The sequence below is a fragment of the Microbispora sitophila genome, from assembly GCF_014892245.1.
Taxonomy (GTDB): domain Bacteria; phylum Actinomycetota; class Actinomycetes; order Streptosporangiales; family Streptosporangiaceae; genus Microbispora; species Microbispora siamensis.
This window is the reverse complement of the sequence record NZ_JADBGC010000042.1, coordinates 23,273-35,383: the sequence shown is the minus strand read 5'-3', so window position 1 is coordinate 35,383 and position 12,111 is coordinate 23,273. Positions and strand designations below refer to the sequence as shown.

Here is a 12,111-nt window from a genome sequence, read left to right as displayed (position 1 = left end):
GGCGTTGCGCGCTTTGGTGGTGACGGTGTCCAACAGGGCGTCCGCGGGCGTCTACGAGGACCGCTCCGGGCCGCTGCTGGCCTCCCTCCTCAAGGAGGCGGGCTGCGACCAGGTGGACGGGCCCCGCGTGGTCCCGGACGGGGACGCCGTCGAGGCCGCGCTGCGCGAGGGCGTCGCGGCGGGCTACGACGTGATCGTCACCACCGGGGGGACCGGGGTCACGCCCCTCGACCTCACCCCGGAGATGACCCGCCGGGTGCTGGACCGGGAGATCCCCGGCATCGCCGAGGCCGTACGCCTGGTCAACCGGGAGAAGGTGCCGGCGTCGATCCTGTCCCGCGGCCTCGCCGGGCAGGCCGGCAAGACGCTGGTGGTCAATTTGCCCGGGTCCTCCGGCGGTGTACGGGACGGCATGGCCGTGCTGACCCCGATCCTGGGCCACGTCGTCGACCAGATTCACGGGGGCGACCATGCCCGCTGAGGAGCCCGCCGAGACCGGGGCGCGTCCCGCGTGGCGCGTTGACCGTGTTCCGGTGGATGATTGACGAATGGATCGACTTCGCGGCTGGCCGGCGTCCATGGCCGAGGGGGCCGTCGGGCTGCGGCCGCTGCGCCTGCGTGACGTGCGGGACTGGCGCGACACCCGCCTGCGCAACGCCGAGTGGCTCCGCCCCTGGGAGCCGAGCAACCCCGAGACCCCGCTGTTCCGCACCGGCCTCGGGCCGTACGTCTCGATGGTCGGCACGCTGCGCCGCGAGGCCCGCCAGGGGATGGCCATGCCCTGGGTCGTCACGTACGAGGGACGGTTCGCCGGGCAGCTCACCGTGGGGGCGATCGTGTGGGGCTCGGCCCGCTCCGCACAGGTGGGCTACTGGGTCGACGGCGCGCTTGCGGGGCGGGGCATCATCCCGACCGCGCTCGCCATGGCGGTGGACCACTGTTTCTTCACGACCGGTTTACACCGGCTTGAGGCCAACATCCGGCCGGAGAACCACGCCAGCCGCAGGGTCGTGGAGAAGCTCGGGTTCCGCGAGGAGGGCATCCGCCGGCGTCAACTGCACATCGACGGCGCTTGGCGCGACCACATCTGCTACGCGCTGACCGTCGAGGACGTGCCGCGCGGACTGCTCGTCCAGTGGCGCCGCACGATGAACTCCGCCGCCCGCCGCAGCGAGTCCAGCCCCGGTTAGGAGGCGGCGCCCGGCCGGTTGCAATCGAAGGACAAACCGATCACTAGCGGGTGCTGTGATGCTCCGTGGCGGTAACCGAAACCGCGTCACGGGAGGCATCCACATGAGGAAGCGGGCTCCGTCCATCGCACCCCGGCCGCCGCTGGCCCAGCGGTAGCACGTTCTCACGGCGAGCACCGGCGTGCCTGTGGGGATCACGCGCTCGCACGGGATCGAATTACATGAAGAGCTTTGACGATCTCGCGACACACCGGACTGAATGCTCGTCATTCAGTGACACACAGTCCTACGGTGCGTGACGTGAACACCTCTCCGCCGACACAGGGCCACGGACGTGTTCACCATGCCCATCGCCGGAGGGCGTGGGGGTGGGCGCATGGGTAGCGCCCTGCTCTACCTCGCCATCGTCGTCATGTGGCTCAGCGTGCTGCTGCCCATGTGGCTGCGCAGGGACCGGCACACCGACGACGACCTGTTCGAGGAGCAGGCGGAGGCGTCCACGCTGTCCGAGCGGCCCGCCGCCGACGACTCGCCGGAGGCCGCCGCTGCCGACGACGCCTCCGGCAGCGCCGACGGCACCGGTGACGCGGACGGGGGCGACGCCGACACGGTCGTCACCCCGCCGGCCGCGTCCGCGGACTCCGCAGATTCCGCCGCGTCTTCCGTCGCGGCGCCGGGCGCCGAGGCCGTCATCTCGGACCAGATCGCGGCGGAGCGGCACGCGCGGGCCCGCCGTGTCGCCGCCCACCGTCGCGCCCGGATCCTCGCCCGGCGTCGGCGGCGGCTCCTGTGGAGCATCCTGCTCGTGCTGGCCTCCGTGGTCACCGCGGCCGTCCGCGTGATGCCCTGGTGGGCCGTCGCGCCCTCGGGCATGCTCCTCGTCGGCTACCTCGCCGTGCTGCGCGTGGCCGTCCGCGCGGACAGGGAGCAGCGGGGGAAGGCCGCCCGGGCGCGGGCCGAGCACCTGCGCCGCCAGCGGGAACGCCGTCGCGCCCTGGCCGCGGCGGCCCGCGAGGCGGAGATCATCAAGTTCGAGGCGCGCAAGCGCGTCCAGGTCTTCGACCAGTACGCCGACGGGCGCCGCGCGGCCGGAGACTGATTCGGTGGCGCGAACACCCCGCAGAGTTTGCTAATCTAGTCGAGGTCGTTGGGGCTATAGCGCAGTCCGGTAGCGCACTTCGTTCGCATCGAAGGGGTCTGGGGTTCAAATCCCCATAGCTCCACCACGACAGAGGCCGGTTCCGCCCAGCGGGACCGGCCTCTTTGATCTTCTGGGTGACTAACTGAGTGACTACGCCTTGAAGAGGTCATCCATCGCCTCGGCCCCCTCCAAGAGCACCGGACGAAGCTGCTTGCGGTAGACCGTCTCAGTGACCTTCGTGTTGCTGTGACCCGCGTCGTTCCACCGCCGCACTCCTGAAACAGGCGAACGGCAGCGAGGCGCGGGTAGAGGTGTTCGATTACCTGGTCGACCGCCACCAGCAGCGCGTCGGACCGGCCGTGCATGTTCCGGACCATGCCGTCGCCACCATGCTCAACTACGCCACTACAACGGATATTGATGCCATTGCCTGGCAGATGAGGGCGCAAGGTCGCTACAGCCTTACCGCTCAGGCTCTCCAACAGGCTCTCCAAGCCCGTCGTGATAGCGATGGTGAGGAGCACCCGGACACGTTGAGGAGCCGGAACAACCTGGCGACTGTGCTGGGTGAGCTGGGGCGGTTGGAGGAGGCGGAGGCCGAGCACCGCGCGGTGCTGGAGGTCTGCCGTCGGGTGTTGGGTGAGGAGCACCCGGACACGTTGGTCAGCCAGAACAACCTAGCGACCGTGTTAGAGACTCGTGCAACCGGAAGCGATCAAAGATCTGAACGACTCATCGGTCCTATCCCAGATGAGAAGGCTTGAGCCTGGGCGTGGGAAGTCAGTGAAAAGTCAGCGAGACCGCTGACGCGGGGTCGCTGCGGAGATCACCAGACAGCATGGTGAGCGCATGCGACGCACTCGTTGACACCAACTGGTCAGAGGTGGCGCGCTGTACCAGCGTTCGCGTCGAAGGTCTGGGGTTCAAATGCCCATAGCTCCACCACGACGAAGGCCTGTCAGGTGATCCACCTGATGGGCCTTTCTGCTGCTCAGGGCCCGTACCGCTACCTGCCGGACCGTCCGCTGCCGAGGCCGGTCGGTACGGCTACCGCCTCGTTCTCGCTGCTGGGAGCTCAGCGGGAAGTCGGCGAGGCCTTCGCCGTGAGAATCCTCGACGCCTCCATGACGGAGCGCCCGAAACCCGAGAGCACGACGGCGTCCATCTCGTGCAGCCGTTCGGTCCATCGGCCGTCGTCCATGTCGACGTGCCTGGGCACGCCCAGACAGACGCGCAGAGTTCCTGATCAGGAGCTGAAATGGTTTGCGGCATACTTCCTGGATGAGGACTGATGCCCCGACCCCGCTGGGGTCGATCACCTGTCCGTCCGGGCGATTGGTGATCGCCGACACGGGCTACCTGGGTTCGTGGTCGGGGGATGCGCCGCCGATGGTGGACGAGTCCATGCTCTCCACTGTGGACGACCTGGCGTTACGTGAGAGCATCCGTATGTCGGTTGACCTTGCCGTGGCCGGCCCTGACGCCGAAGCCGCCGCCGAATCCTTCAACCGCCAGTCGGGCACGTGGCTCTATGACATCCCCGGACACGGCGTCGAGCAATTGACCGGCATCTTCGCCGAGCACTGCCGGACACACGGTTTCGATGCTTGGTTGGAACGCCTAGAACCGCGGGTAGCGCATCGTGAGCGTGTCGAGCACGCGGTGCGGGCCGGCGGTTCGGAGTTCATCATGAACGGCGTTCCGGTCGTGGCGATCGGCGGTCTACCCACCGATCGCGAGATCACCGTGACAGCGACTCCCCGAGACTACGGGCGAATCGGTGTGCGGTGGGAGTCGATTTCACTGAGTGTGCGCTCCACGCAGCCCATATCGACCACGTTCCTTGGGCATGTCGGGGTGGATGCGAGCCGACTCAGCCTTATCGATGCCGACGGGCTAGGAGTATGGCGGCATGAGGAGCCCATCGACGGCATGGCCGACGTTGCGTTCTGGGGACGCTCGGTGCAGGAGGCAGTTGCCCACTTCGGCGCCTCACTCCTGGCCAACCCAGGCGAGGACGGGGTGTACGGGTGGGCGAATCTACCCGTCGACGAGGCCGTCGACCGTGCCATTGCCGTGCAGGAGTGGAAACAAGCCGTTCGAGAACGGATGATCGCGGTCGATTTTCGGCCGCACTCCCACCACTGGCAGGTCATGGCCAAAGTCCGAGCCGCGGAGCACGAGGCCGGGACGATCGAGGTCGGCGGGACCCGGACGATGTGCTTGATGACCAGTTGGGGAGACGGGCTCTTCCCTGTCGCGGCCGACCACGATGCCGCCGGGCACCTTGTGCGAATCCGGATCAGGCTGGGAGACCCGCAACGGCAAGCCCAGCTTGAGACGATGTACGACCGATTCAGCCTGGACTGAGTTCGCTGCACCGAGCGCCGGTGTTCAGGGGTGGTGCCCTCACCGAGGTTCGCATCGGTGGGGGTCCGAGGTTCGGATCCACATAGGCTTCACAACGGCCTTTCTACTGCTCAGCGCCATTTTGCCGTAATAATGGAGCGCCCGAACTCGGTGATCGCAATAGAATGAGCCGCAACGCGATGACGGAGACAAGTAGTTCCGGGATCACGCGAGTCAGAGAGCCGCCGGAAGCTGCGAAGGCGGTCTCGCGCCCCGGAACGAAGACCCTCCCGAGTGCGGGGAGGAACGGCGAAACCGCCCAATGCCCCGCCGGTCGGCCCCCGTGATCGGGCCGAGATGAGGCCGCCGCGAAGGCGGCGGCGAAAGTGCGGTGGCACCGGGAGTTCCCTTCTCCCCCGCACTTCCAAGGGATCGCTCATATTCCTCGAGGAGTGTGATGATCTCTCGTACTCTCGCTGCCGACCTGCCCGCGCACGTCGGCCGCCGTGTCCGCCTCGCCGGCTGGCTGCACCGCCGCCGCGAACTCAAGTCGGTGTCCTTCCTTGTGATCAGGGACCGCTCCGGACTCGCCCAGATCGTGCTGCGCGAACCGGTCCAGCTGGTCGAGGAAACCGTCGTCCAGGTCACCGGGACCGTCGCTGCCGCCTCTCAGGCCCCCGGCGGGGCCGAACTGGTCGACCCGATGATCGAAGTACTGTCCACGCCGGTCGAGTCGCCACCGTTCGACCTGTACCGGCCCGTCGTCGCCGGTGCACTGCCCACGATCCTCGACCACGCGCCCGTGGCATTGCGGCATCCCCGGCTACGGGCATCGTTCGACATCGCCGCCGCAGGGGTCGCCGGATTCCGGGCCGCTCTGGACGGGCTCGGGTTCGTCGAGACGTTCACGCCGAAGATCGTGGCCTCGGCGACGGAGTCGGGCGCCAATGTGTTCGGCATCGACTACTTCGGCAAGCCCGCTTTCCTGGCCCAGTCTCCGCAGTTCTTCAAGCAGGCGCTGGTCGGGGTGTTCGAGCGGGTCTACGAGGTCGGGCCGGTGTTCCGGGCCGAGCCGCACGACACCGCCAGGCACCTGGCGCAGTACACGAGCCTGGACGTCGAGCTGGGCTTCATCACGGACCATCGCGACGTCATGGCGGTGCTCACGCGTGCCCTCGGCGGCATGCATGCGGCCGTTACCGAGCGCGCCGGGGCGGCCGCCTCTCTCCTGGAAATCGACGTGCCGAGGGTTCCGGAGGAGATCCCGGCGATTCACTTCGCCGACGCACAGGAACTTCTCGCCCGGCACACTGCCGAGGACCCGCGTGGTGAACCCGACCTGGCTCCCGCGCACGAACGCTGGCTCGGTGAGTGGGCGCTACGCGAACATGGGTCGGAGTTCCTGTTCGTCACGGGCTATCCGATGGTCAAGCGTCCCTTCTACACCCATCCCGACGCGAGCAGGCCGGAGTACTCGCGCAGCTTCGACCTGCTTTTCCGAGGACTGGAACTGGTGACGGGAGGCCAACGACTGCATCGTCATGCCGACTATCTGTCCGCGCTCGCCGGCAGGGGCGAGGACCCGGAGGCGTACCGGGGTTATCTCGCCGCCTTCGCCCACGGCCTGCCGCCCCACGGGGGCTTCGCTATCGGCCTGGAACGCTGGACCTCCCGTCTGACCGGCGCCGCCAACATCCGCCAGACCACCATTTTCCCCCGCGACCTGCATCGTCTCAGCCCGTGACCAGAACCGTCGCTGGGCCTCCAGGACGATAGAGGCCGGTTCCGCCCAGCGGGACCGGCCTCGCTGCTTCTCCGGGTGATCACTTTTTCGCTGGAGTCATGCGGAGGAGACGGGGGAGAATCCTTGGCGTTCCACAGGAGATGCAGGTAGGGCCTTGACGCCCTGCCGAGATTGAGTGGTCGCCGCTTTCCCCGCCCTTTCCGCCCCATGTGGTCCACTGGCCGGAGGAGCCAGGATGAACCTGCAGGGCCGCTTCTCCATCACCAGTCGCATCACCCTGTTCACCGGGGTGATGTCCACGCTGCTGTGCGCGCTGCTGGCACTGCTCCTCATGGCGGCCGTCCACCATTACGCCCGCGACACCGTCACCAGGGAGGTCGCGGCGGCGGGTGGCCGTGTGGCCGTCGAGATGGAGCGGGGACAGCTGGCCTATCCCCTTGCCGAGCACGAGTTCCGTCACCTTCAGGTGCTCGACCCATCCGGCCGCGTGGTCGCTTCGACCCCGGATGTGCGGGGGATGCCGAGAATGGCCCGCTTCACCCCGCCGGACAGCAGGAACAGCGCGACCTGCGTCGTGTGCGGCGGTGTCTTTCCGGCTGCCGACTGCAACATCGTGGTGGCGCAGTGGGCGCACCGCGCCGGCGAGAGATGGATGGTCTACAGCGCTTCCCCGGCAGTGCCCCCGTGGGTCGACGCCCGCTTGGCCGGGCTGGTGGGAGTGGGCGCGGCGGCGCTGGCCGCGGCCATCACCTTCCTCGGCTACCGGAACGTACGGGCGTCGCTCAGGCCGGTCAACGCCATTCGCGCGGAGCTCGACGAGATCAACGGGGACTGCCCCGGTCGCCGGGTGCCGGTGCCGGCCACGGACGACGAGATCCAGGGGATGGCCGAAAGCGTCAACCACACGCTCGGCCGGCTGGACACCGCGCTGCGCCAGGTGCAGAACGCGCTGCAGCAACAGCGACAGTTCGTCTCCAACGCCTCCCACGACCTGCGCACCCCGTTGGCCGCCATGCGCGCGGAGGTGGAGGACGGGCTTCTCGCGCCGGAGGAGACCAGCGTGCCCGAGCTGGGTTCGGTCCTCCTGCCCAGCCTCGACCGGCTGCAGGCGATCGTGCGCGATCTGCTCACCCTCGAACGGCTGGACCACGGCCAGCGCGGCGAGCCGCAGCGGCTCGATCTGGCCGAGGTCGTGGCCGCGGAACTGCGGAACCGCCGTCACCCGGCCAAGCGGGTCGAATCCGCCCTCCAGCCCGGGGTGCTCGTGCTCGGCGACAGGGTGGGGCTCGCCCGCCTGCTGACCAACCTCCTCGACAACGCCGAACGGCACGCCCGGACGACGATCACCGTGTCCGTACGGCACGAGCCCGGCGGCGGCTACGGCGATCGCTACCCGCAGGGCGCGGCGGTGATGGAAGTCGTCGACGACGGGCCGGGCATCGAACGGGACAAGCGCGAGATGGTGTTCGATCGGTTCACCCGGTTGGACTCGGCTCGCAGCAGGGACGCCGGGGGTGCGGGGCTGGGGCTGCCGATCGCCAGGCAGATCGCGGAGACCCACGGGGGCACCCTGACAATCGAGGACAGCCCCGTCGGCGCCCGCTTCGTCCTGTGCCTCCCGTCCGCTCCCGCCGCGGCGACGACGGCACCGGCCGACGGCCTGTCTTCCTGAACCGATCGCCCGGCAGAAGGCCGTCCACCAAAACGCGTTGACGGAGTGAGTGCTCACTCCGTAGCGTTGGAGGCATGACAGAATCCATTTCCCGCCGGCGGGCGCCGGCGATGAGCCCCGAACAGCGCAGGGCGATGATCGTCGCCGCGGCGCTACCGCTGGTCGCCGAGCACGGCGCCGCCGTCACCACAGGTCAGATCGCCCGTGCCGCCGGCATCGGTGAGGGCACCGTCTTCCGGGCCTTCGGCGACAAGGACGAACTGCTCGACGCGTGCATGGCCGAGGCGATGAACCCCGATCACGTGCTGCGCGAGCTGGCCTCCATCTCCCTCGACGAACCACTTGCCGACCGGCTCACCCAGGCGGCCGAGGCCCTGCGCGCCCACCTGGGACGCATGGGGACCGTGGTCGGAGCCCTGCACGGCACCGGTCACCGCCGCGGACGAAGCCGCGGCGACCGGCAGGCCCCCGATGATCGGCCTCCTCCAGGCGGCCGCGAGGCCTCGATGAGGGCGACCCACGAGGCGCTGGTCGAGCTGATCGAACCTGATCGGGCGGCGCTGCGCCTGGAGCCCGAGAGGATCGCCTCGGTCTTCCTGGGGATGCTCTTCACCCGCCTTCACTTCGCGTCCGGCGGCGTGGACCCGTCCCCGGAGGAGCTCGTCGACATCCTCCTCCACGGCACCCTCAAGGATCCGGAGAGCCCTGCATGACCATCACGCTGAACCACACCATCGTCCCCGCCGTCGACAACCGCGAGGCGGCCCGGTTCTTCGCCTCGATCATGGGTCTGGCGCAGCTCCCGCCCGCCGGCCGGAACGGCCACTTCGCGCCCGTACGGGTGAACGAGACGCTGACCCTCGATTTCATGACCGTGGAGAACCCCGCCGGCGTGCATCTGGCGTTCGACGTGGATCCGGCCACGTTCGACCAGATCCTGGAGCGCCTGAAGGAGGCCGGGGTGCCCTACGGGAGCGATCCGGCCCATCCCGACAACGGCCGCATCGATCACCCGCTGTGCCCGCGCGGGCTGTTCTTCGTCGACGCCGCGCGCAACCTCTACGAGGTCATGTCCCCCGAGTGACCGGTCCACGTGAAAACCCAGTTGTCTTCAAGAGATCCTCAAGCCGCGTCTGGGACCTTCGATGAGCACATTCCTTACGGAAAGGCTCATCAGAGATGAACGACTTCGACAAGGCCCTCCGCCCGCTGGACGACAGCCAGCTGGAGGCCGTCACCGGCGGACTGCCCTGGAACTACGACTGGATGAACTACGACTGGCGTGACGCCGTCATCGAGGCCCTGCCGTAACCAGGCGCCACAGCACGCCCGGAGGCCGGTCTCTCGAGACCGGCCTCCGGTGCGTTCCTGGCCACGCGTCACGGACGTGTGGCCGCGACCATGGACGTCTTGGCGTGTGGCCCGCCGTACCAGAACCGCCAGCCGAGGTCGTACACGTGGACGTCGGCGGCCCCGCACTCGCGGAGCACGTCGGCGTAGCGGCCGGCGTTCCTGAAATCGGCCACGCGCAGCCTGCCGCCCGGCTTCAGCACACGCAACGCCTCCCGCACGGCGTCGGCGCGCCCTTCGGCGTCGGTGATGTTGTGCACGGCTAGGCTCGACACCACCAGGTCGAACGTGGCGTCGGGGAAGGGCAGACCCCGCATGTCGGCGGTGACCAGTGCGACCCGGTCGGCGACGCCCTCGGCGCGGGCGTTGGCCAGGGTGGCCTTGCCGCTGTTGCCCGACTGGTCGTGCGTCCACAGGTCGACGCCGGTCGCGTCGCCGCCGGGAACCCGCGCCGCCGCCTTGAGCAGGACGAGCCCGCGGCCGCAGCCCATGTCGAGGACGCGTTCGCTTCCGGTGAGGCCGAGCCGGTCGAGCTCGGCGTCCCACACGCGGAACTTGCCGCGCAGGGTGGTGTGCGCGAACAGCGCCGCGCCGATGATCATCATGCCGCCGCCGATCAGCAGCACCACCGCGGGGACGGCCCACCCGACCGCGAAGAGCACGGCGGCCGGCGCCGTCTCCGCGACTCCGCCCAGCGCCAGTCCGGCCAGCACTCCGGGGGCGTCGACGCCGTACTTCCCATGCGGCTTCACCACGATCACTTTCTACCTTCGGCCGTCCCCCTCGTACAGACCGAAGATCCTGGCGGCGTTGTCGTGACAGACGGCGCGCAGCCAGTCGTCCCCCACTCCGGGGGAGGGGAGGCCAAGGCCGGCCAGGGCCGACAGCGCCTCCGAGTACGGGTAGGGGATGTTGGGGAAGTCGGTGCCGAGCAGGACGCGGTCCTGAAGCTCCAGCAGCAGCGGGACGGCCTCCCGGGGGAAGGGCGCGGTCTCCTCGGTGAAGCGGGTGAAGGCCATCGTGGTGTCCAGGCAGACCGCCGGATAACGCAGCGCCAGGGCGAGGAACTCGGCGTACTCGGGAGTGCCCATGTGGGCGATCACGAGCGGCAGCCGGGGATACCGCGCGAGCAGGGCCGCGATCGGCTCCGGCCCGGTGTGCGGCCCGGGGGCCGGGCCTGACCCGCAGTGCGTCACCACCGGGATGCCGTGGTCCTCCAGCAGCCCCCAGACCTCGTCGAGCAGCGGGTCGTTCGGGTCGTACCCGCCGACCTGGAGGTGCGCCTTGAACACCCGGGCGCCCGCCTCGATCGCCCGCGTGACGTACCGCGCCGCGCCGGGTTCGGGAAAGAACGTCGCCGTGTGCAGGCAGTCGGGCACCCGGGCGGCGAAGCCGGCGGCCCAGTCGTTCAGCCACTCCGCCATGCCGGGCTTGTGGGGATAGAGCATGGAGGTGAACGCCCGCACGCCGAAGGCCCTGAGTCGTTCGACGCGGTCCTCCTCCGGCAGTCGATACGTGATCGGCCAGGTCCGGCCGACCAGCGGCCCGGCGGAGTCGAAGTACGCCCATACCTTGGTCAGGACGCGTTCCGGCATGAAATGGGTGTGGATGTCGATCAGACCGGGCAGGCCCAGGCTCCGCCAGAACGCGTTCACGTGTCGAATGTCGTCGTCTGCGGCAAATATCTCGTCCGGCATGGCCTCACACGCTACCTGCCCCCGCGGCCCGGTAGCGCTCGGCGAGCGCGCACAGGTGAGCGCGCAGTTCGGGCGGGTCGAGCACCGTGAAGGGCACGTCGAGCGTGGTGAGGAAGGCCGTCAGGTTGTGGAGCGAGTCGCCGCCGGTCTCCAGCACGCAGGCGTCCGCGCCGTCGGCGCGCAGCAGGCCGGCCGCGGCGGTGAGCCTCGCGCCCATGACCTCGACGGGCGCGTGCAGCCGTACGACGGCCCGGTGCCTCCAGGCGGCAGAGCCCGTCCCGCGCACGACGTGGGCGGCGGCGTCGCCCTCGGGTGGTTCCCGCGGGGTGAAGCGGGGGCCGTTCGGGGTGCGCAGCCGCACGCGGTCGGCACGGAAGGTCCGCCAGTCGCGCCGGTCGACGTCCCAGGCCAGCAGATACCAGCGCCGCCCGGTGAACACGAGCCGGTGCGGCTCGGCCGTCCGGCGCCCCTCGTTCCCCCGATGGTCCAGGTAGTCGAAGCGCAGGGTCTCGCGGTCGCGGACGGCCGCGGCGATCGAGGTCAGGGTGTCGGGATCCACGGTGGGGCCGTATCCCGGCACCGCGACCGTGGCGGCGCGTACGGCCTCGATCCGGTGGCGCAACCGCGACGGCAGCATGCGCTGGAGCTTGGCGAGCGCGCGCAGCGAGGTCTCCTCGATGCCGGTCACGGTGCTGCCCGCGGCGGCCTGCAGGCTGACGACCACCGCGACGACCTCCTCGTCGTCCAGCAGCAGCGGGGGCAGGGCGGACCCCGCGCCCAGCCGGTAACCGCCGGCCGTGCCGGTGGACGAGTGGATCTCGTAGCCCATGACGCGCAGCCGCTCGACGTCGTTGCGCACGGTCCTGGTGGTCACGCCGAGCCGGTCCGCCAGGTCGGCGCCGGACCAGCCGGGCCGCGCCTGGAGCAGCGCCAGCAACCGCAGCAGCCGTACGGAGGTTTCCAGCATG

Annotated in this window: 14 protein-coding genes and 1 tRNA gene; 12 read left to right on the top strand and 3 right to left on the bottom strand. The window is 69.5% G+C overall.

The annotated features are described in order from the left end of the window. Positions 1-4: 4 nt before the first annotated feature. From IL992_RS43390 to IL992_RS48110, 12 genes are all read left to right on the top strand, one after another. The gene (locus IL992_RS43390) at positions 5-481 is read left to right on the top strand and encodes a MogA/MoaB family molybdenum cofactor biosynthesis protein (RefSeq protein ID WP_193209110.1); all 477 of its coding nucleotides are present in this window, start codon (positions 5-7) and stop codon (positions 479-481) included. Positions 482-548: 67 nt separating this feature from the next. Next, positions 549-1,190: a GNAT family N-acetyltransferase gene (locus IL992_RS43385; protein ID WP_193209109.1), complete on the top strand. Its 642-nt coding sequence runs from the start codon at positions 549-551 to the stop codon at positions 1,188-1,190. Positions 1,191-1,566: 376 nt separating this feature from the next. Then, positions 1,567-2,289, top strand: coding sequence for a divisome protein SepX/GlpR (gene sepX, locus IL992_RS43380; protein ID WP_193209108.1), 723 nt, complete (start codon positions 1,567-1,569; stop codon positions 2,287-2,289). Positions 2,290-2,339: 50 nt separating this feature from the next. Continuing rightward, positions 2,340-2,416, top strand: a tRNA-Ala gene (locus IL992_RS43375). 226 nt (positions 2,417-2,642) lie between these two features. Beyond that, a complete protein-coding gene (locus IL992_RS43370; RefSeq protein WP_193209107.1) occupies positions 2,643-3,095 on the top strand; it encodes a tetratricopeptide repeat protein in 453 nt (150 codons plus the stop codon). 198 nt (positions 3,096-3,293) lie between these two features. Further along, on the top strand, positions 3,294-3,623 hold the full coding sequence (locus tag IL992_RS43365; protein ID WP_193209106.1) for a hypothetical protein: 330 nt from the start codon (positions 3,294-3,296) through the stop codon (positions 3,621-3,623). Further along, complete coding sequence (locus IL992_RS43360) at positions 3,613-4,701, top strand: hypothetical protein (protein ID WP_193209105.1); 1,089 nt, start codon at positions 3,613-3,615, stop codon at positions 4,699-4,701. The genes IL992_RS43365 and IL992_RS43360 overlap by 11 nt, the downstream gene beginning before the upstream one ends. 436 nt (positions 4,702-5,137) lie before the next feature. Continuing rightward, positions 5,138-6,424, top strand: coding sequence for an aspartate--tRNA(Asn) ligase (gene aspS, locus IL992_RS43355; protein WP_193209104.1), 1,287 nt, complete (start codon positions 5,138-5,140; stop codon positions 6,422-6,424). Between the two features lie 235 nt (positions 6,425-6,659). Continuing rightward, positions 6,660-8,096 carry a sensor histidine kinase gene (locus IL992_RS43350; protein ID WP_226874850.1) on the top strand — a complete coding sequence of 479 codons (1,437 nt, stop codon included), beginning with the start codon at positions 6,660-6,662 and terminating at the stop codon, positions 8,094-8,096. Between the two features lie 74 nt (positions 8,097-8,170). Then, positions 8,171-8,809, top strand: a complete 639-nt coding sequence (locus tag IL992_RS43345; protein WP_226874849.1) for a TetR/AcrR family transcriptional regulator — start codon at positions 8,171-8,173, stop codon at positions 8,807-8,809. Beyond that, positions 8,806-9,180 carry a VOC family protein gene (locus tag IL992_RS43340; protein WP_193209103.1) on the top strand — a complete coding sequence of 125 codons (375 nt, stop codon included), beginning with the start codon at positions 8,806-8,808 and terminating at the stop codon, positions 9,178-9,180. Before IL992_RS43345 ends, IL992_RS43340 begins: the two co-directional genes overlap by 4 nt. 95 nt (positions 9,181-9,275) lie before the next feature. After that, positions 9,276-9,407, top strand: coding sequence for a hypothetical protein (locus IL992_RS48110; RefSeq protein ID WP_256862202.1), 132 nt, complete (start codon positions 9,276-9,278; stop codon positions 9,405-9,407). Between the two features lie 68 nt (positions 9,408-9,475). On the opposite strand, the gene IL992_RS43335 is transcribed toward IL992_RS48110, so the two are convergent. Genes IL992_RS43335 through IL992_RS43325 form a run of 3 tightly spaced genes read right to left on the bottom strand, consistent with a single transcriptional unit; the run spans position 9,476 to position 12,110 of the window. Next, on the bottom strand, positions 9,476-10,201 hold the full coding sequence (locus IL992_RS43335) for a class I SAM-dependent methyltransferase (protein ID WP_193209102.1): 726 nt from the start codon (positions 10,199-10,201) through the stop codon (positions 9,476-9,478). 9 nt (positions 10,202-10,210) lie between these two features. Next, positions 10,211-11,143 carry an amidohydrolase family protein gene (locus tag IL992_RS43330; RefSeq protein ID WP_193209101.1) on the bottom strand — a complete coding sequence of 311 codons (933 nt, stop codon included), beginning with the start codon at positions 11,141-11,143 and terminating at the stop codon, positions 10,211-10,213. A gap of 4 nt (positions 11,144-11,147) precedes the next feature. Continuing rightward, entirely contained in the window at positions 11,148-12,110 is a 963-nt protein-coding gene (locus IL992_RS43325; protein WP_193209100.1) for a helix-turn-helix transcriptional regulator, read from the bottom strand. Between the last annotated feature and the right edge of the window lies 1 nt (position 12,111).

Coding starts and splice junctions, on each gene's coding strand:
- IL992_RS43385 (WP_193209109.1), top strand. CDS start 549: ATGGATCGACTTCGCGGCTGGCCGGCGTCCATGGCCGAGGGGGCCGTC.
- sepX (WP_193209108.1), top strand. CDS start 1,567: ATGGGTAGCGCCCTGCTCTACCTCGCCATCGTCGTCATGTGGCTCAGC.
- IL992_RS43360 (WP_193209105.1), top strand. CDS start 3,613: ATGAGGACTGATGCCCCGACCCCGCTGGGGTCGATCACCTGTCCGTCC.
- aspS (WP_193209104.1), top strand. CDS start 5,138: ATGATCTCTCGTACTCTCGCTGCCGACCTGCCCGCGCACGTCGGCCGC.
- IL992_RS43350 (WP_226874850.1), top strand. CDS start 6,660: ATGAACCTGCAGGGCCGCTTCTCCATCACCAGTCGCATCACCCTGTTC.
- IL992_RS43345 (WP_226874849.1), top strand. CDS start 8,171: ATGACAGAATCCATTTCCCGCCGGCGGGCGCCGGCGATGAGCCCCGAA.
- IL992_RS43340 (WP_193209103.1), top strand. CDS start 8,806: ATGACCATCACGCTGAACCACACCATCGTCCCCGCCGTCGACAACCGC.
- IL992_RS48110 (WP_256862202.1), top strand. CDS start 9,276: ATGAACGACTTCGACAAGGCCCTCCGCCCGCTGGACGACAGCCAGCTG.
- IL992_RS43330 (WP_193209101.1), bottom strand. CDS start 11,143: ATGCCGGACGAGATATTTGCCGCAGACGACGACATTCGACACGTGAAC.
- IL992_RS43325 (WP_193209100.1), bottom strand. CDS start 12,110: ATGCTGGAAACCTCCGTACGGCTGCTGCGGTTGCTGGCGCTGCTCCAG.